Source organism: Pseudoalteromonas phenolica (assembly GCF_001444405.1).
Classification (GTDB): domain Bacteria; phylum Pseudomonadota; class Gammaproteobacteria; order Enterobacterales; family Alteromonadaceae; genus Pseudoalteromonas; species Pseudoalteromonas phenolica.
The window spans coordinates 1,157,016-1,178,266 of record NZ_CP013187.1 but is presented as its reverse complement, the minus strand read 5'-3'; the positions used below and the strand labels follow the sequence as shown (position 1 = coordinate 1,178,266).

9 protein-coding genes are annotated in these 21,251 nt (G+C 38.6%); 8 read left to right on the top strand and 1 reads right to left on the bottom strand.

Annotation, left to right across the window (positions count from 1 at the left end):
• Window positions 1–32: 32 nt before the first annotated feature.
• A complete protein-coding gene (locus PP2015_RS05230; protein WP_058029271.1) occupies window positions 33–518 on the top strand; it encodes a hypothetical protein in 486 nt (161 codons plus the stop codon).
• Between the two features lie 185 nt (window positions 519–703).
• On the opposite strand, the gene tyrR is transcribed toward PP2015_RS05230, so the two are convergent.
• Window positions 704–2,260 carry a transcriptional regulator TyrR gene (tyrR, locus tag PP2015_RS05225; protein ID WP_058029270.1) on the bottom strand — a complete coding sequence of 519 codons (1,557 nt, stop codon included), beginning with the start codon at window positions 2,258–2,260 and terminating at the stop codon, window positions 704–706.
• Window positions 2,261–2,482: 222 nt separating this feature from the next.
• Between tyrR and PP2015_RS05220 the strand changes: the two genes are divergently transcribed.
• Genes PP2015_RS05220 through PP2015_RS05190 form a run of 7 tightly spaced genes read left to right on the top strand, consistent with a single transcriptional unit; the run spans window position 2,483 to window position 21,164 of the window.
• On the top strand, window positions 2,483–4,717 hold the full coding sequence (locus tag PP2015_RS05220; protein ID WP_083496521.1) for a CapA family protein: 2,235 nt from the start codon (window positions 2,483–2,485) through the stop codon (window positions 4,715–4,717).
• Window positions 4,718–4,738: 21 nt separating this feature from the next.
• Entirely contained in the window at window positions 4,739–6,709 is a 1,971-nt protein-coding gene (locus PP2015_RS05215) for a hypothetical protein (protein ID WP_058029269.1), read from the top strand.
• Window positions 6,709–9,819, top strand: a complete 3,111-nt coding sequence (locus PP2015_RS05210; protein WP_058029268.1) for a poly-gamma-glutamate biosynthesis protein PgsC/CapC — start codon at window positions 6,709–6,711, stop codon at window positions 9,817–9,819. Before PP2015_RS05215 ends, PP2015_RS05210 begins: the two co-directional genes overlap by 1 nt.
• Window positions 9,806–12,100 (top strand): SGNH/GDSL hydrolase family protein, encoded by a 2,295-nt coding sequence (locus PP2015_RS05205; protein ID WP_058029267.1) that lies wholly within the window; start codon window positions 9,806–9,808, stop codon window positions 12,098–12,100. The genes PP2015_RS05210 and PP2015_RS05205 overlap by 14 nt, the downstream gene beginning before the upstream one ends.
• Window positions 12,087–12,860, top strand: coding sequence for a hypothetical protein (locus PP2015_RS05200; protein WP_058029266.1), 774 nt, complete (start codon window positions 12,087–12,089; stop codon window positions 12,858–12,860). The genes PP2015_RS05205 and PP2015_RS05200 overlap by 14 nt, the downstream gene beginning before the upstream one ends.
• Entirely contained in the window at window positions 12,839–17,092 is a 4,254-nt protein-coding gene (locus tag PP2015_RS05195; protein ID WP_058029265.1) for a hypothetical protein, read from the top strand. The genes PP2015_RS05200 and PP2015_RS05195 overlap by 22 nt, the downstream gene beginning before the upstream one ends.
• Window positions 17,079–21,164: a hypothetical protein gene (locus PP2015_RS05190; RefSeq protein ID WP_058029264.1), complete on the top strand. Its 4,086-nt coding sequence runs from the start codon at window positions 17,079–17,081 to the stop codon at window positions 21,162–21,164. The genes PP2015_RS05195 and PP2015_RS05190 overlap by 14 nt, the downstream gene beginning before the upstream one ends.
• The last annotated feature ends 87 nt before the right edge of the window (window positions 21,165–21,251 follow it).

The window sequence follows — 21,251 nt, the reverse complement described above, 5'->3', positions numbered from 1 at the left end:
CTTAAAACTAAATACTTTAATAAGAGCAAACTATGAAGTTATATTCTATTCTGATTGCAAGCTTACTTTTCTCTTCAAGTGCTTTTGCAGATTTTAATTTAGTAGGTGAAGGTAAAATCACTTATCCTACGGGAATAGACAAACCATTTACTTTTGGTTTTGCATGGGATGAACAAAATAAAAAATTCAAGATTGGCAATAAATCCTACAATATGTCCAGTTTACCTGAGTCGTATTCAATCGCACTTACATTGAGTAAAGACGATGAAAAAGTATGGGTTCAAGAATTTAATGCCGGATTTATTGATAGCTTTGAATGGCAATTAGGCGAGCAAACTATCACTTTGAAGAAAAAGAAATTTAAGGTGCCAGTTAAAGGTGATTATGTATTATCTTTAAACAAAACTGATTACTTTCTTGTTAAAAACAACGTCAGTATCCAGATTAAGTTTAAAGAAGACGGTATAGACAACATAAAAATTGATGGTGTAACAAAAGATATGGGAGCAAAAAAATAGCTCCACCACTTGATTTACTTGAGCTAAAAAAACAAACCAGCTTCTAACATAATTTGTTCAAGCCATCGGTTGAAGTATTTACTACTAACTACAACCGCTGGCTGATTACTAAAAGCCCCATACAAGACTGTTAGCAAACTCATCGATTAAGATATTATCTTACCTCTTAATTAGAGGTTAGTGATTTATACCTTTACCGTTTTTCTATTAATACCATACTCTCTTAGCTTATTAGCCACCGCGGTATGACTCAAACCTAGTCGCTTTGCTAATTGTCTAGAGCTTGGATATGCCGGATAGAGCTTTCTCAGAAGCGTCGCTTCAAATCGTTTCACCGCATGCTCTAAAGTGCCTTCAAAATCAGACTCTAAATAACCTAATTCGTGTGTGAAAGTAGGTAGCTGCATATGCTCTACACGAAGTTCTTTATCATCAAGCAAAGATACAGCTCGATATACTGCATTCTCAAGTTGCCTTACATTACCAGGCCAAGGATATTGTTCTAAAAACACTAAACAATCAGACGCCAACGTTGGTGCTGGTTGGCCATTTTGCTGTGCATATTTTTGAATAAAGTGCTCTGTGAGTGGGCCTATATCGGCTTTTCTATCTCTGAGTGGCGCAATATCCAAAGTTAAAACATTGATTCGATAGTACAGATCTTCTCTAAATGTACCCTCTTGAACCATCGCTGGTAAATCTTTCTGAGTTGCTGCAATGATCCGCACATTTACTTTAACTTCGTTTTCATCACCCACTTTTCTGAATGTGCCATCTTGCAAGAAACGCAGAAGCTTTGTTTGCAGCTGCGTCGACATTTCGCCAACTTCATCTAAGAATACAGTCCCGCCATCAGCTTGTTCCAATACTCCCCGCTTTGGCGCTGCGTTTTCTTCAAAACCAGCATAACCAAATAATTCTGATTCGGCGACATCATCTGGTAAGGATGCGCAAGACAATGCAATAAATGGTTTGATTGAGCGATTTGACGCGTAGTGGCATGCTCGAGCCAGTAACTCTTTGCCCGTGCCCGTTTCACCAGTAATAAGAATTGGAGCGTCTAGTTGAGACATCTTGCGGGCTTCACGCACGACACGACGCATAGCAGTGCTATTACTATGTATAGTCGCAAAGCTTTCTTGCCCATAGCGTCTAAATGCACTCACTTGCTGACCTAAACGGCTTTGCGACTTTATGTTGATGACCGCACCGGCAAGAATGTCACCATCTGGTTTTTGTGGAACAGTAATCGGTAAAATATCCGCAATGAAATCTTCCCCACCGACTTCAACGCGTGTAGTTTGACCTAATACCTCCTTGCCTTCTAACCAGCGTGTAAAGTTAAATCCTTTTAGAAGGTTATTAATATTCTCACCCAAAACATCATCTAGGCTCAAACTGAGGTCTTTACAAGCTGCGTCATTGCAATGACGCACCCACCCCTTTGCATCAATAGATATTACGCCATCTGGAAGTGCACTAAGCAAAGTATTCAGTTCATTATGCTCACGCTCAGACGGTAAAAAGGCAGTTGTTCGTACATCTTCTACACCATCAATCAAACGGATTTCAGGCATTATCTTCTGAAACTGTTCAAACTCAATAGGCGGGAAGCTGACATACATTTTGCAATTAACAGAATCAACCTCAATACCTTTAAGGTCAACCTGATAATTTACTAATATGTTTAAAACTTCTTGTGCTATTCCTATCCGATCAGCACACAGGATTTCAAGACGCATTCGTTCCTCAAACAGGGCTATACATTACTCGGCGAAATGATACTCTAAGAATAGTCATCAGACTAGAAAAATGTAAACATTATTGGACGTTTTACTATACTTATTCTTTGTAGAAGATATTTTGTTGAATTATTTAGTACACATATTAGATACAAAATTAACAATTGCACAGAGCTAAACAAATATTTTATAATACTATCGACTGATATATGTGAGTTTTAGATGCCATTACCTAGCTGCCCAAAAAAAATTGTAAACCGTTTTATTATATTCTTACTCCCCATATTTATATCAGCTTGTTCTGTTGAAGACCCTTATGAAACAGGCCCTTCAGAACAACAACAAGAAGAAACAAATGAACGTGATAATGTTGTTGAGACCATTGTTCCTTTCTCTCTTCAAATCAAAAATACAGCTGGAGCGCCAGTTGCCAATCTGGATGTCAAAATCGCTGGCAATATTCATCAAACGAATTCTCAAGGCACCATACAGTTAAACACCTTAACTTTGGGTAATTATCCAGTGGAGATAACGCACCCCAGTTACCACCTTTTTTTCACAACCGTTAATGTATCTGACAAACACAATAGTGAAGTCATTGTACTTTCAACTAAAACAGAAGAAGAAATTAGCCTAGTCTTTGCTGGCGATACCATGTTTGGTCGTCGATTTATGGACCCAAACATCACTACAATGAATAACTCTGTACCCGACTTACCGGACGCAATTATAAACAAATCAAATGCGGCGACTGCTTCCATTGAAATTACAGAGTATGTAAAGCCACTTTTTTTGAATCTTGATTTTGCCTCAGTTAACTTAGAATCACCGGTGCTAAACCAGCCTGTGAGTGTTCACCCTACGAAGGAATTTTCATTTTTCTCTCTTCCTGAAACCCTTGAAGGGTTAAAATCAATTGGTATAGATTACGTCGCCTTAGGTAATAATCATGTTTACGATTATCAACTTGATGGGTTAAATGATTCTTTAAAGTTTGTATCTGAAGCAGGGCTTCTACATAGCGGTGCAGGGTTGACAAAAGCAGCAGCTTACGCGCCTGTATTTCAAAATGTTAAAGGCACAACCCTCGGACTGGTGTCTGCAACTTCAATTCGAGGCGGCGATCATGCCGTGACATATGTAGCTGACGATGAAAAAGGTGGAGCTGCGGATTTATCTGATTCAGCAGGACTGGCCGAAGCAATACAGATGAGCACTGAAAACAGTGATTTCACAGTCGTTCAATTGCATGGTGGTGATGAGTATTCTTATGCGCAAACGGACTATATCGAAAATCGCTACAATCTTATTTCTAGATTCGATAATAAGCCTGATTTAATGGTTACCCACCATCCTCACGTTGCGCAAGGTTTTGCTGTTTACGATGAGATACCCACATTATTAGGACTTGGTAATTTTGTTTTTGATCAAAATAGATTAGAAACTGTGCTAGGCCTTGCTGTAGAAGTCAGAGTTAACAAAAACGCCGTGCCAAAAGTCAGCTCTGCAAGAGCTTACCCTATCTATATCGAAGAATATAAGCCCCGTTTAATTTCTGGAGACTTGAGTAATTATTTAATTAAACGAGTAGCAGAGTTTTCTAACAACGTAACAGTGATACCTAAACAAGGTTATGCCGAAGTATTATTCAACCAGCAAGTATCTGCATCACAGTTAAAACAAGAGGTGATTGAGCTCGATGCTGGTGAGCACATCATAGACTTACGAATGTTAGCACCGAGTGACAGCTTTTTAAGTCAGATTAGTACGACTGAAGAGGTGACCGAAATAACTTTAGGCAGGGATTTGCTTGTCTTTGGTGATTTTGAAGACTGGGATAACGATGATACCCAATTTGAAGTGAATCATTGGGATCATTCAGATGAAGACACAACTCCCTGTATTACGGGGGCATATCATGGCAATCAAGGCCTATGTTTAAGCCGAGATCAATATGATAACTTTGCATTGCGTGTGCCTTTCAAACAAACAGTACGAGCGTTCCCGCTGACGCCAGCCGATGATGTTAGTCAAGTTTTTCATAAGCATACACTTTATGGTTACGCTAAAGGCATGAATGCTGGTAAATTCGACCTTGATTTGAGTATTTTAACTTCAGAAGATTCGCTTGTTTTCTCTGAGCAAACTTTCCCTGTATTAGAAGGTGGGGAGTTTGATTGGCAACCGTTTAATATTGACTTTGAACTCCCAGACGACACAAATGTACTAGGCCCTGAAAATTTACCTCCTCGAGGAATGCGTTTTGCATTTATTCACTCTCCACCAAAAAATGGAAATGCTGAGCTACAATTAGATGATATTGCTCTGATTTCTTGGCAAAATTCAGTTAAACTTACAAATCGAATGTGGCAGACAAATCAATTACATGGAAAAACGTTTTTAAGAGTATCTACCGACAAGGCTGTTCGATTAACTTTAACCTTCAGTCAATTCTAATTGACGTTTTAGGAACGCTTAGTGTCGATAAAACAACAACTTTTCTTTGTTAAAAGGCATAAAACATTTTGGCTAATCATTACTTTGATTGCCTTTGTATTATTAGCTGAGTTGTCAGGCGCACTTCAGCGCCTTAATGCTCCTGTTTATAATTATTTCAGTCAACTACAATCTGAAAAGCACAGTGATGTTGTAGTAATAGAAGCCGACGCGTTGGTGTTTGAACACGACCAGTTGGTATATTCATTATTAGAGCATAACCCGAAAGCAATCATTGTTGTCTCCGATTCAAAACTAACGCATATTGAAGATGAAAGAGTCTTTTATCCCAGACCAGAGAATAATTTGTGCCTTAGCGAACTAAAAGCATGGCTTGGGTACACTATTCAGATTAACCATCAAAAAAATGCTAACTGTGACAGCCTTTGGTCTTTAATTTTCCCAGAAAATAACTTAGCTCATTCTCCATTGCTAAGTTTTGCTTTAGATATACATGCACTGCCTAAGTTTAATAGTAAGCGAGTACAGAGTAATGACCTACTAGCAGGGCAAGTAACTGACAAATTAATTCTTATCTCACAAACGAATCAGAGCTTTGGTTTACCAATTCGCGCTCCTAAATTAGTAAATGAAGTTAACTCAATTTATATTCATGCTTATGTTGCGCATAACCTCATTGAAAAGACATTAATATCACCAGTCAGTGACAATCTTTCACTCATCATACAACTAACAAGTGTCATACTTTTGCTGGTGTTATACCAAAAAGTGTCTTTTAATTTAGGTATTATTGTTGCCTCTCTTCTTTCACTGACTTGGCTAGTACTGTGCTTTTTTGTCATGACCGGCATGAACATATTTCTGCCTGCAGCTGAGGGCGTCATACTTAATTTTATCACTCTATTTTGGGTTTTCTTATCTGCAAAATGGGTAGAAGAAGATGACTTAAAGAGGCTGATAAATAATATTCGCCAAAAAATGTCTGGTCGCTATTTACCTAAATCTTTCACAGATCAAAGCACGCCGTGGGACTCTATTATTCAATTAATAAATCAGCAATTGGCACTGGATAAAAGTATTTTACTTGCTCGCTTAGAAGGTGATCACCGTTTATATGAGATAAGGGCCATCAATTGTCACCTATCCGATATTCATGAAATGCGAAGAGACTATGAGCGTGCCCCTTACTCTGATGCAATCAAAGCTTTCGGTACCGTAAAGATTACAAGGCCCTTTTTTAAAGCCCTTGAGGAAAAGGAAGCTCAATATATAGTGCCACTTATGTATGCTGGTGATATAAGAGGGTTTTGGGCAATGACTATCACCCCTGACGAGCGCTTTAACGAAGCGGCATTTATCAAAAATGTAAATAGATTCGCTAACCAAGTGGGCGAACTATTGTTTCACTATCGCGTTTTTGAAACCCAAGGCAAAGCCGAGAGTAACGCTATCACACGTTTGCTTACGCTTAATTTGGCCAAACCATTAAGCCAACAAATTAAACATTCAATTAATGAAATGGAACAAAAGCTGACAACCTTAGAGCATGTTTTTAATCAGATCCGCTCAGCTTCTGTATTGTTTAACTTATTCGGTCAAGTAGTACAAACCAATCATGCCCTTGAGCAACTTGCCAAACAACATCACCTACCAATATTTGAGATGACAGCGCTCGATCTCCTTTGCAAGGTCAGTGATTTAGATCATGAAAATGCAAAAGGAAAACTGCGTTATTTAACTCTGCATAAAGGCGAAATCTATTTACCAGTTCAATTAGCCGAACAACAGTTTGTTTTGAACGTACGTACGATTGAATCTTCAGAAGAAAAAAGCAGTGCGGGTGAACCATTTGAAGTGGGCGGTATTTTGTTTGAGTTCATCAATTTATCTGAGCTTATGAGCCAAATACATCAAGATGACGATAAAACTGGCTTATTGTCTGACAACAATACAGAAAAGCATAATAATGCTGAGTCTGAGGCATCTAATTAATGGATTGGGTACTTAGCATATTTCCAACAGGAAGTGGTTTAGGCCAGTCGGTTATTACAACTGTATGGGTCGGTATTGCCGTCGTATGCTTCTTAAATTTACGCTTTGGCTTTCCTTTAACCGGATTAGTCGTTCCAGGATATCTTGTCCCACTGCTCATTGTAAGCCCAACTTCTGCAGCCGTTATCATTATAGAGGCTTTTGTCGTTTACTTTGTAATGCGACTTAGTGCCAAGACCGTAATGGAACGCTTCGGTTATGCCGAAATGTTCGGTCGAGATAGATTTTTTGCCATCATCTTAATCAGTATCCTTGTTCGTGTTGTTATGGATACTCTTTTTTGGCCAAGTATCGCCAATATTCTTGGCAGTTGGGACATCACATTTGATTACTCAACGCAACTATACAGCTTAGGGCTAGTCATCATTGCTCTAACTGCAAACGTAATGTGGAATGGCGGCTTTCGATATGGCGTTAAAGTCACACTTATCCAGCTCATATTTACATATATATTAGTGCGTTACGCATTAATGCCATTGACTAATTTCAGTATTGCCAACCTCGCAATTATGTATGAAGACGTGGCAGCCTCTATTATTGCCGCGCCCAAAGCTTATATCATTCTGGTCATCACAGCTTTTATCGCTTCTCGTGCCAATTTGAAATATGGTTGGGAGTTTAATGGTATTATGCTACCTGCATTATTAGCTTTGCAGCTTATGCAACCAAGTAAACTGTTAACTTCGTTCGTTGAAACAGCTGTTATTTTGATAATAGGTACTTTGCTGCTGCAATATACTCGCCTTAAAAATGCAAACTTTGAAGGCGCACGTTTACTGCTATTCTTCTTCAATATTGGCTTTGCCTATAAGCTGGCACTTAACTACTTTATTGTAAATTATTATCCTGCGTTAAAAGTGACAGATACATTTGCTTTCGGCTATATGTTATCAACCTTATTAGCTCTAAAAATCTATCAAAAAAATGCTTTGGGACTGATCATAAGGGCAACCTTTCAAACCTCAGTGGTAGGTGGCTTCATCGCTATTTTCATTGGCTTTATTATCATGTTTGTGCCCTCATTATTTGTGAGTAACCAAATAAAATCCTTACAAGGCTACACTGAAATTCAGGACCTAAGCCAACAATTGAGTGAGTATAAAAGCTATCTATATACCGACCAAAAAAATAAAGTTGAGATAAGCCAATACCAAGAGACTCAGAACTTGCAAACATTCCGAGCGGCTATCAGCATTTTAAATCGTGATAAGCAAAATTTAGACAATATAAATAAAGCCACAGAGCTGCTTCAGAAATTAGACTTTTCATTGCGTCTAGATGGTGAATATATTTATATTCAAGACGCAAGAAAATACGCGATTCGAGGTTTATTTGTCTTATCTAAACAAACGAACGGTGGTTTATTGTTAACTGTTCCCCACCCTTCAACCGAACGAGTGGCTACAGACTCTTCAGCACTTCTAATGACACTTTTAAAAGCTGACGCACTAGTACTTGGAACTCAGGCAACCCCGGCTTTTAGTGCCGATAATACAAGCCAACAAAGCAATTACTATTGGGCCTTTATTAATGCGCTAGAAAGCCAAGATATCGTCCAACTTCGTTCAGTAAATTCGCGTACCACTGCGCTACTTGAAACAGGCCCATTTGGCTCAGTTGGACAATTTTGGATTTTCAACCGTATCCCTGAGACTGTGAATCAATCAATGCTCACCGATTTATTAGGCTTTACTCAAAGCAATTTTGGGTTGCTGAATAAGCAGAGCCTCCCTAATCCAAACTTTACAGGGCGGCTAATAGAAGCTTATATCGATACATCAGCGTATACCTCTTTGTTATCAAAAGTAGCCTTGAGCGAGCAGCTTTATCAATCTACCGTCGAGCAAATTGAGACGAGTTTAGAGCAAGAAATAACCGCTTTCATCCCAAAAATTACAGCCAAAGGCAGTCAGCTATTTCAGAGCTTAACTGATAATGAGGCTGCACTTTGGGAGTATGAGATTTTACGACCCCTTTATAACTTGTCGGATCAACTGGCAGGGCAAGAAATCACCACGGATGTACTAAACCAATTTAATAAAATTAATAACATTGCCCGCATGGTCGGGTATCAATTGAGTTTACTCAATACGCCAAATGGCCGTTATATTAAGGTTTCACCACTAGATGACTTACAGTACTATCAGCTTGGACAAGGTCTTTATTTCATTCATTTAGATCCTACAAATCCACTAAATATCCAAGTGCCGCGACCATTGTATGAAAGTAATACCATACAATTTGCCAGTCAGCTGTATCAAAAAACTAATGCAAAGATGCTGCTGATAGCAGGGGCACACCCATTTGCCAGTGAAGAAGCAAATGTCATGGCCGCAGCGAATGTAAAGACTTTATTCAATATCGTGCATCAAAGTGCATTGCGCCATTACCAGCAATCAGGAATGTTAAATCTACAGGTTCGAAGCCATAGTGCACCATCACATATTCGCCCAAGTGCGTTGGCATTTCAGTACACAGAGCCTCACCCTAGCCATAAATATAGCCTTGATAAAGTGAGAGTGTCACTTAAAGAATTAGGTGTTGAACACCAAATCGTTCTGGGTCAGGCTGCAACTAGAGGCCTTGAGCTAGGCACTTCTCCACAGACAGGTTATCAAATCTTTTCGCCGGTAAGTGAGCTCGCTACACTTTGGCTTGCCTCCGATTTTAAGCAACACTTCTCTATTTCAAACGAAGCACTCCTGCAAAGACTATTGGCAGTATCGCAGCAGCCTAAATTAAAACAAACCAATATTTTGGCGCTTTCACCTGGTGACTGGCAGCCTTTAGAGGCTGCTCAATTGAGGGCATTTAACGATATAACTGAGCATTATGCGACTTCTCAGCACCTGCCTTTTATAAGGTCATTGTGTGATCAGCAACCTAAATGTTCGTTACAGGCTACACAACTGTCGACACAAAATGAGCTAGCATTGCTGATTAAACAAAATGATAAAATTGCACTTATTTACTTACCTAAACGAAATAAGGTCGTTGATTTAGATAAGTTTACCCAAACAATGGTGGGAGGGCTTAATGTATTTAATTAAGTACCTACTGACCCAACTGTTCAGACTAAGTCTAATTTTGCTAATCATTTGGTTAGCTATAAGAAGTTACATTTGGGTCACGTCTGCCGAGCCGGTTGCGCTGCGCTCAGAAGATGAAACACGTTCAAGTGTGCACTGGTTGCAACAAGATAAAGCGTTAACTTTTAACTTTTCGGCCGACAGAACTTATTCAATACGTGTACTATCGAACGCCATTTTTTCTGAGCAACAGCAGTTCGAAGAGCCTGTACACTATGCTATTGAATACACCTTACTTGACGGTAAATCTAATCCACTTAGTACGCATGTATATCATCATGCTTCAAAACTGGCTTTGGATAATGAACAAAAGCAAGTAAAGCAGATTATTGAAAATCGAGATACCCTGGCTGTATCGTCTGGACAGTCTTTCTTCATCAGCAATGAACAATTGACCAATGCGTCCGCCATTTCTTTGCGCCTTATACCTGAAAATGAGCAACTAAGAGGCGTTGTTATTCGATTACATGCTAAAACACCTGTGAGCTTAAATGACATCAACAGAGCTTGGCTAAGACAATCTACGGATTGGCGTGAACGTATGACTAATTACCATACCATAGGAAACAACGCCTTATCGAGCCAAGAAATATTAAATGCCGTTACGTTCGAATGGCAAAAGCTAGCGCCACAGGGAATACCTGGTATCGACTTTACTGGTGATACGCTATATGAAACTCTGCCCTATTATGTATTAAGTTATGATTTTAGTGCGGAGCAATTAAACCTTGATAGTTTCTATACAGATGAACAATTAAGTGCATCATTTAGGAACTATTTGACTCAGGACTTATACGTATTCAAAGAGCAAAGCAATACAACTCTCTTCGCCACTTGGTACGACATAAAACAACTCAAGGCACCTATTCAACTAAATTTGATCGCGACAGAATTAGCTAACACTTTTACTATACCGAATGTTGAACCCGGTCTTATTGTGGTGCAATCTTCTGCCCCAATGCTAACAAGATGGTTTGCTGAAGATGATGCTCAATTCAGCGCTTTGCATAGCTATTTTTATAATATAAACGAACAAAATAGTGCTGAGTATCACGTTGCTAAAGGAAGTGACATCAATTTTGAATTCAGAGGTGAAAAAGGCACGCCAGTAGAAATCACGCTCTATAATGATGACGAGGAAATCGAAAAGTATCGTGTATTTTTACAAGGAATTAAAAGCGATTTTGATCGCATCATAGATGAAACAACCATACGTCAGAGCGTATTTGAATCTGAACAGTTCTTTACGCGTTTACCTCGCAATGTTAATCGAATAAAAATTGCCTCACGCCAAATTGTACTTGCGAAACTGCAAGCCAGACAGTCATCTTTCCACTATCAAAGCGAAATATGCGAACAAATCTGTAAACCAGAGCTGAGTGACTTTATTGCAATAGGCGCTTGGTTCTCTCAAAAAGCACAGAATGATTATACTTTTACCGAACAGAAGCTAATCACCAATGTACGTTTATTTGAGACACCACCGGAGTTGCCAAGTAATGAAGAAATGTCGACTACTTATATCAGTCGAGATTTAACACTTAGCCTGCCTTTATCTAATACGTTTTTAGTGAATAGCCCAGATAAATATTTTAAAAAGTTGTTCCCAGAGACGGCACCAACTGAACATCAATTTAGCGAAGCAAAATCTTTCCAACACCTGATCCAAGCTAAAAACAACAATCACCTTAGAGATAAACGCGTGATTGAGCTAAGTAAAACACGCCCATTTTATAAAGAACGTTCTTTGGAAAACTTAACTGAGTCGCAGCTGCTCTCATTAAGTGCAAGAAAACAAACGTTATTTGTTAATGAAGGCCCTGATCGTCCTTGGCAAAAACAGCGAGGCTACTTGCTTAAAGCCGGCAAACCATTAACTTTGAATTATGAAAATAAACCTGAATCAATCGTAATCAAGGTATTTAAAACCAAGCACTTTAATGACTACGTAGTGTTAAACACGCGTATTAATGGCAAATTAAATGATAGGTTAAGCCCAGAATACACAATAGAAAATAAACGTTTTGCGCTAATGCCAGCAAATATGACTGACGTCTTTGCACTTCACCCTGCTATCGAAGAAGTGAAAGCTTATAATAGTGTTACATTAACAATAAATAATGATCTCAAAGCGCTTCAAAGTATAACAGTAACCGCTGAGCAAGATATTTGGATCAGCGTGCTTGATGAATTAACACAAGCACCTACTGAGGCACAATGGAGGCAATATGAAAGCAATTAAACTCGTTTTTGCTATGCTGTTGAGCTGCAGTTTTACTTTTGCTTGTGCAAAACCAGTGTCAGAACTTGAAAAACTGACTAAAGATCTATCTGTTTGGTTTCAATCCGCCGATAAATCGAATTTAAGTTATTGGCAATATACACTCAAAGAAAATCTGCATTATTTACAAGCAGCTTCAAATGTCTTTGGGGGGGGTGATCTAGTTTATCGCTATAATGCCAAAGCATGTGTGATTTCAATTCCGCACCGATTTTTTGATACCCATACTTATAAGATTGGTCAACAAGTGTTTAACTCACACTGTCAACTCATGCTGAGTAATACACATCACCGACATAGCGATAGCTTAGACAAACAATCGATGGATTACTCAAAGCGCCGTGATACTTTACATAATAGTGCGATTTTAGCTTTTCAAGCTCTTCATAAAGACGCGAAAATCATTCAACTTCATGGCTTTAATCAAAGTAAACGAAGAAGTGATGAAGGAAAACAAGCTGACTTTATTATCAGCCAAGGTAAAAAAGGAAATGTCATTAAGCAGCAGTTAACTCTATGCTTAAGTAAAATATCAAGAAATAGTTATTTTTACCCTGAGCTAATTCGCGAGCTTGGAGGTACCAAAAACATACTACACACACTTGAGATAAAGCCGTTTTCATTTATTCATATAGAAATAAGTAAACCGATGCGAGAACGCTTAATAAAAGAACAACATACAATGAGTCAATTTTCTGAATGTATAAACCAAGTTATCTAATTTTAATCAGTATTCTATTTACTTGTCAGTTATTTGCAGCGCCTGCTCCGCTGCAAACTGCACCTGCCTGGGTAAATTCTGATTTATCACTTGGTCAGGCTAAAAGCCTTATCAGTATTAATAAAGGCCAGTCTAAAATTGCTTATGTACCAGCTTCAAGTTGGTTAGACATGCCCGATGATATATTCAGTAAAACCACTATTTGGGTTGGTCAGACTCAAAACGCAATGCGAAAACTTCATCCAAATGAACTAATTTGCAAACAATACCGCTGCCAACTGGCTGCTTCTCAGTTCAATCAAATCTTAAAGTTTGAAAATCATAATGAAGATTGGATAGATTTAGATATCAAACTAGGCCATTTCCACTTTCACCGTGACCCATTTCGTCGCGCATTAAAACTGCCTCTAAAAGCGACAAAGCTAAGCCTTGCACAAGAACACGAGTTCTATTACTCATTAGAACAACAACAAGGCATAAGTTTATATTTTGCAGAAGCAAAGAAGCTTAAACTTTCAGTAAGAAAATGGATGTCTAACCTTAAGCAAGATAACCAAGTACTGATTGAAGTAAATGGCCAACCTGTTAGCTTAATTAACGTATCAAATACCCATGCACCTGAATATCAGCAGCACAAGGTAAGTACTGTAAATACAGACTATTTCGCAGTGCCTAAAGGGAGCTATTTGAAAATCACCCCACTTGGTCAAGCACTAATAAAGCTAGAACAAATGCACCGCGGCATTTATGACCTTGATGCACTAGACAAACAGCCTGAAGCGTTGCTTAACCCCTACTGGACAGCAAATTTAGACGAAGCCTTCACAAAAATTTACTCTCAGCAAGACTTATCTTTGATAAGTCATTTTTCAAGTGCAGAGGCTTCATTACTTGAACAACGTCGTTACCAAGATCTTGTGAGTACCGTTTCTACCCGAAGAAGTGCACAAGTCAGCAATCGTGGTTTACCCATTAACAGTGAAATGACTAAACAAAAGGCGTTGTCGGGAGTACGTGCAGCAGGTGGGCAACTATATACAGTATCACAGCAAAAAGTATTAACCAGCCACCAGCTTAAAGACACGCTGAGTTTTGATGTGAGTCAATTCCAAAGGATCCGAAACGCATTATTCCTTTACATTCAAGCCGAACACAAAGGTCATTTAGTCGCAGAATTTGACAATCAAAGGCATATTATTCAATTTTCTCCGAATCAAGAGTTCAGTCGAATTGTATTGCCTGTGAGCTTGCAAGCACATACTTTGAAACTATTTAGTGCTGATGAAGAGCCAATTAACATTGCTGTTGAAGTCGATGACTTATTAACTTTACCGAACAACCCTCTACTGTATTTAATGCAAGGAACATTAAATACTAAAAGCCAAACGCTATCAGGGCTTCTCAACCAGCAAAATACACTATTAGAACAAGCTTATATCAATAGTTTGCCGCTTCCTCTCGGTATCACAAATAAAAGAGGGCAACAAAATGAGCATCAATTAATCTCAAAAGCAATGAATTTGGCATTGTCTGAGCCAAGTAAAGCGCTGCCTTTACTAAAAGACTTAGTTAACAGCGATGTCGCTAGTATTGCACTTGATGCATGGCGAATGCGTATTGATCTATTAACTCAGTTAGATAGAGCTTCTACAGCCAATGCCTATTTAGAAAGTCTGTTGCAATCGCAACAACCATTACTGAGTGATTATGCTGCCCAGACTTTATTTGAGCGATATTTGCAAGCAAGACAAGTTTATAAACTTCAGGGTTTATGTGCTTATAAATATGCTGTGTTAGCGCAATGTGAGCGCTTAACAAGCCAATTATTGATTTCACAACAAAAAAACCTACAAGCAATGTGGTCACAACATGATAACCATAATCATTCTGAGGCAGCGAAACAAAGTTGGATACAAAATCGCATCGAAAAACTAGTTACTCTAGATGATCCGTTCACAACGTCATTCGATATCAAACATTATGGCGTCGTTAGCTTACAAGGTGACACAACTGATTACAGTGCTTATGTATTGTCTGATACTTTGCCACTCCAACTTTATGCAGAACAAGATTTAACATTGCAGTTAAGAGTGAGAACACCTTACATACATGATGGAACACAGCAACAACATTGGTTACATATAGATACTAAATCAACGCAATCAATTATCCCTGTCTATGCCGATGTTGCGTCTACTACTCAAGTACAGGAAAATGAGTCTAAGCTTTCAGTAGCTAGCGAAGCCGTAATTAACCTAAAAAAGGGTGAGCACCTTACACTCAGTAGTAAGCAATTACAGTATATTAGCCTGCGGGTGTTACCAGAAAATCTTGCTTACACTGAGTATCTTAATTCTGACGCAGTTTTATTTTCTTTGGATCAAACATTTGTAGACTTGATCCACAAGCCAAATATAGATATCAAAACTTTGCTTACAAATGCATTATATCGGTTGAGCAATGGTACATTGAGCAACTACGAATTTAATCTATTGTTCGCTAAGTTAGAAAATACCAAATTATCTGTACGTTTAAGTTCGCTAAAGAATCGCATTGAGCATTACGGAACATGGCAACCTATTGAACAGTACCTCAATTATTCTGGTACTCAACTTGTTGATATGAATGTCATAACACGTCGCAGCTTTGCCGAACAGATAAGCCGACATACTAGCCAAAAGAATCACTTAGAGGGTCTATTAATTCGCCCTAACCATACTCTGACTTTAGATTTGGCAGAGCTGTCAGGCAGTAAAGTAAAACTCATTTTTGATTTTGCTGCCGCTGAATTAATGAAAACTAATTATGCAAATATAATTGTAACCACAAGCGAAGGTAGTGTGTTGTGGACTGTAGAAAATGCTCATAATAGTGAAATGGCATTAACAGACACAGAGCTTGAAAGTGGTCATATCTCACTCCGCTGGATAAACCCGTTTGTTTCTCAGCTTGTCAGCGTCAAAATTCAAACGTACCAACAAGGTCGTTGGCAAGATGCTAATATTGATACCCGTCAGTTATTTTATTTTGCTGAGGCCAAAAAACAGATCAGTGCAAAATTAAACTCTGATAACTTAATAAAAATTGAACGATTGACAGGTCAAGTTAGGGAAGAAGATATTGGCTTTTACCCAGCTGGAAAGATCAATGTACAAGCTCAGAAGGCTCAACTAGCAAGAGTCTTTAAATGGCAGCTTGACCCAAATAAAGCTAAAACAAGCTTTGCTCCTACTATCGAGTCTTTGGTTGTTGAAAAGCCATCTTACTTCTCCATCCCATCGAAAAAACCGTTTTATGAAGAAGTTTTATCGACCGATGAAAACCTCACTCACATAGAAGGTCTAATTAGATATAATCGAGCCGGGATTTTTGAGAGTGAGCAAAGTCAATCTGCCCGTCACTTCACCGATTTTGGTTTAAGACTCAGAAATAAAGATGAGCAACATTGGTACTTGCTCGAATCATTATTCACTCTCGATAATCAAAACTACGAGACCTTCTCTATCAATGCACAACACAACTGGCTTGCAGAAGACAGTCATTGGTTTAGTGAAGCAAGAATTAATAATCGCTGGCAAAATGATACGCAAATTAGTGAAAGTCACTTGAGTTCAAACATCAGCTTTAAAATAGGTGAAATTTGGCGTGACGATAATATTCACCGCCATCAATGGTGGTGGCAACCTTTTTACTATTACACCAGCATCACTGCCGATGAGTATATTGACGATAGAAAAATGAGCCCATCAATGTTCAGCTTTTATCGAGAAGATCATATGCATGGTTGGCGTGCAGCTTATCAATATCGCTACCAACCTTGGGTAGACAACCAAATATCAGCCGGTTTCTCCACAACCTCAAATGAAGATTGGACGTCTTTTGACAATTTAGGGTTTAATATTGAGCTGCAACAATTCTATCAAGGACATATTTTCAGCTTCGCAGCTGCATCACAGTATAAATTTGCTGATCAACATAGACCCAACAATACATGGCAATATTTAACCCAAGCAAGTTGGCAAACCCTGTTTGATTTTTCACAAAACACTGCCGGTTGGATTAAGCTGAGTTGGACACAAGATTGGTTTAGAAAAGACCACTCCCTGCGTCTAGAGATCAGTCTAGGTAACCTACAAAACACGGGATTTGGGCCCTTTGCTCATGATGAAATTCTATTTGAATCACTCCAATTGACGCATTTTTTAGAACAAGATATTTATGACCAACAATGAATTAAAACAGCACCTTGAGTTGATACTATTCGCCAATATCGAAGAGTTTTGGCTCAAGCTCTACCGTCACAAATATCAAAACCTCATCAATGAGCTTTTGCAATGGCCACTTATCCGAAACATTCCCGAAAATGAATCTGTTCAAGCATGGCTTCAATTGCAGTCTATTGCATTTTTAAGGCACAAAATTGAACAGCTTAATTCACAAACGCAAAAATTAGATGCGTCTTATCAGTTATTTGTTCAGCGCTTAGCCAAAGCTGATATCCGCGCTGAAAAAGAGCTGCACATTTTGAGCTATGCACGAGAACTTGGCGCATCTGAAAACCAATTGAAAGAAGATAAACAAGCTTTATCACGCTGGTTTGATGATGGTGCAGTTATCGACCGTTATCAAAGACAAGTTGCCGATACAGAACAAACCCTAAAATTTCTAATAAGCAAGCTTGGAGCATTAACCACAGCACACTTACGCGCCAACGAAACTGAGATATTAGATAACTGGAAAAAACTCGATTTAGAGCCTTTTTTCATGCAAATGCTAAAAAACAATCACAGCGTGCATATTAAACACAGTCTTATTCGTGCTTTAGTTAATCAGGTTGCGGTAATTCATCAGTGCCATGCAGATCCTAAGTTAAACGAAGAGCTGGCGGCTGAATTAATTGAATTACTAGAAGAGCCGAGTACACCCTACCAAGCTGTGATAGATATCTTAGAAATTTTATATGTCCAGCGACCTACTTTTATCAGAGCACATATTTGGGCACTAATACAAGAGACTGTTATAGACTTCCCTGACAAGCCGAAAAACAATGACAGCCTATTCGTACTTGTCGCATTACCTCGAATTATTGCTAAACAATCTCAGCTTACCAGTAAAGAGGTTGACCTTCTCAACAGTCTCAGTGAACATCCATACCCTCGTGTTAGACAGGCTTTAATTGAGCAATTAAATACGATTGAATTTGGTCAGGCAAAAGCGCTGATCACCAAACGTCTAGACGAAGAAACAAATGGCGCTGTGCTGTTTACTTTAGTAAAACAATTTACGCAGCAGCGATATGCAGAATTTGACTTTATCTTTCAGCTTTGGCAACAAGTATTACAAAAGCCACTGCCATTTGAAGTAAAACGGCTCAATATCGAAAACAGCGCCCGTGTGATGCTCAACTTACAACTTCAGACGGATCAACCTGAACTGATTTTTCAAAAGTTTATTTCAGCACTGAACCTAGCGCTCGAGAATGAGTCCCATATTGCTTTAAAAAGACATATCACAAGAGCTAGAGAGCAATTAGTAAGCTTTAGTCAGCAAACTCTCCTCGCCAATATCGATGAACAACTTTCTGACAAACAAAAAATCTCTCTCTCTACTGGGGTTGACCAACATACGCTTGGCAGAGTACTGAGCTTTAAAGCCCAACATGCAGAAGCTTTCAGTGGACGAGTGGTTAAAAATAACTGGCATATTATCACTGGCTATAAACGGGGTAGACGTTTTTGGCGAATGTGGCATGAGTTTTTTAACCCTAGTACAGATAAACGTCAGAGCTTTAACCATACTCGCACTAAAAAGCCATCAGCCGAATTGCATGTTGCCAGCTGTAGTGTCGCAGAGATTAGCGAAACCAATGTACCTGGTGAAGCTCTCTTTAACTTGAGTGAGCATACAGCAAGGCCGCATTTACCCTTATTAGATTATTTACTGTCTGTGCTCAGCCATGATAAAACCACAGAACCTGCCTTTAGTTACACTCCAGACGGTATACTAGAAATACACCGTCCTACGACACTCATTAAGCGCATCAAAGCATATTGGCATATATCAATTCATTTTGAGCAACTTGATAGCTTAAGAAAAGGCAGTGAGTTAGAGCAAAAGAAATTCATTTCAACATTAAGAGAACTTGGTTTTGAAATGCAATTTAAAGCCTACGGCGATGTGCTTGGGTCTTCATTCCCTGTAGAGCAAAGTATTGCAAAGCTATTTAGTAAGAGCGCATTTACACCTATTTTGCTTAATATCTGGTTTAGCTTTAAAGAATATATTTACTCCATTTATCAAAATTCAATCTCTCAACTGATCTTTTTTGTTACAGGCTTTATGGCATATTTTTGGGGCCGACATATCCATGTTAGCAAAAAGATAAAGCGTAACCGCAAAGCCATCCCAGTGAGTATCGGGGGTTGGGGAACACGAGGTAAGTCAGGAACTGAACGTTTAAAGTCTGCTTTGTTTAGCAGTTTAGACTTGAGAGTAATTGCCAAAACCACAGGTTGTGAGGCGATGATGATTTACGGAAAGAGTACTGGCGAACAATATGAAGTGCCACTATTTAGACCTTTTGATAAAGCCAGTATTTGGGAACAAAGCGATGTACTCGATTTTGCAAGAAAAACCAAAGCCGATGTTTTTCTATGGGAATGTATGGGCTTAACCCCGAGATACGTAAGAATTTTACGCCGCTGGATGCAGGATAATTTTGCCACCATCACCAATGCTTATCCAGACCATGAAGACATTCTCGGCCCTACCGGTATTGATGTCGCCAAAGAAATGTCCGCGTTTATTGGTAGTAACACACAAGTCTTTACAGCTGAACAATCTATGATGCCTATTTTAAGCGATGCGGCTGATGAAAAAAATACCACATTAATTCAAACTCATTGGGGAGATGGATATCAAATAACCTCTGATATCAGGGCATTATATCCTTACGAAGAACATCCAGATAACATTGCACTGGTATGCAAAATGGCACAATACATAGGTATAGAAAAAGACTATGTTTATAAAGAAACCTCTGAGCGCATTGTGCCGGATATTGGTGTATTACAGCACTTTAACTCAGCTCCTTTAGGGGCTATTTCTCAGTCATTTGTGAATAGCATGTCAGCCAATGAAAGGCTTGCGACTATTGAAAATTGGAAACGTTTGGAACTATTCGATTTAAACGAGCAACCAAATATTCAAACCATTGCTTTAATCAACAACCGAAATGACCGAATTGCCCGCTCAAAAGTATTCGCACAGATAATAGCCGAAGATTTATGCTTTGATTATTTAGTTGTGATTGGGACCAACGTGGATGGTTTTAATTCATATCTACTTAACGCCATTGATGAACGCGTAAATACCTTATTAAAAAATAATGATACCGAAGACTTAAAAGCATTTCTTAATCAGTTAAATGTTTTGTACAGCCCACAGTTGTGGTTAGAGAAAATTAATCACACACTAGAAGTACCAATTCAAACTTCTGATATCACCTCAGTTGAAACTTTAACAGCAGTACTAAATACAAGACTGATGAATGATGCTGATCATATGCAGAAAATTATTACTCGTTATGAAAACTGGCAAATGGCGAATTCACTGTTAGAAATTGATGATTTGGCAAGTAATTCTGAGCTTCTAAAAGAGACCTTGCACAGTATAGTCTCTAGTAAAATTGTGTTGATAGAGAACGCTTATGTGAAGCCTGACCAACTTACAAGTTACATCGCAGATCTGGCAATGAAAAATCAACATCAACTTATAGTTGGAATGCAAAATATCAAAGGTGCTGGACTTAACTATGTTTATATGTGGCAACAATGGCAAAAAATTTATCAAATTTGTGAGACGCTAAAATCCCCTATTACTAAGCAATCCGAATTTAGGAAACAGCTCTTGACGCTTGCTCAACAACCTAAGTTTAGTGCGATTGAAGTAGATTACTTAAAGCAGGCAATGGAAATTATTACTCACTCTGAACATGCACAAAATGAGTTTAGCCAAGCTGAAATTAAATATATTCAAGAAAAAATCGCCGCAGCTAAGACTGATAGTAGCCAAGATGATGAGCAGTTACCAAAAAGTAAATTTAGAGGTTTCTTTAATCAGGTGATAGAGTCGTTTTTAGATGCTGGCGCTGCTGTTAAACGGAAAAAAACCGCGCAACAAGTTTATCAAGACATTGCTGATCAACGTATCACTATAGAAAAAGCTATCTCGGTATTAGCAACTCTAAATAGAAGCCAAAAGCCGGGCTGGTTAACTTCAAAAAGTGAGCAACAAGATTTGTAATCTTCTCAAACCTTTATTAACAGGTTTTACCTTATACATTACTCGGTTTGTCTTGTCAGACTTCCCCTAACGCTTGACGCTGGGTAT

Coding starts and splice junctions, on each gene's coding strand:
- PP2015_RS05230 (WP_058029271.1), top strand. CDS start 33: ATGAAGTTATATTCTATTCTGATTGCAAGCTTACTTTTCTCTTCAAGT.
- tyrR (WP_058029270.1), bottom strand. CDS start 2,260: ATGCGTCTTGAAATCCTGTGTGCTGATCGGATAGGAATAGCACAAGAA.
- PP2015_RS05220 (WP_083496521.1), top strand. CDS start 2,483: ATGCCATTACCTAGCTGCCCAAAAAAAATTGTAAACCGTTTTATTATA.
- PP2015_RS05210 (WP_058029268.1), top strand. CDS start 6,709: ATGGATTGGGTACTTAGCATATTTCCAACAGGAAGTGGTTTAGGCCAG.
- PP2015_RS05205 (WP_058029267.1), top strand. CDS start 9,806: ATGTATTTAATTAAGTACCTACTGACCCAACTGTTCAGACTAAGTCTA.
- PP2015_RS05200 (WP_058029266.1), top strand. CDS start 12,087: ATGAAAGCAATTAAACTCGTTTTTGCTATGCTGTTGAGCTGCAGTTTT.
- PP2015_RS05195 (WP_058029265.1), top strand. CDS start 12,839: ATGTATAAACCAAGTTATCTAATTTTAATCAGTATTCTATTTACTTGT.
- PP2015_RS05190 (WP_058029264.1), top strand. CDS start 17,079: ATGACCAACAATGAATTAAAACAGCACCTTGAGTTGATACTATTCGCC.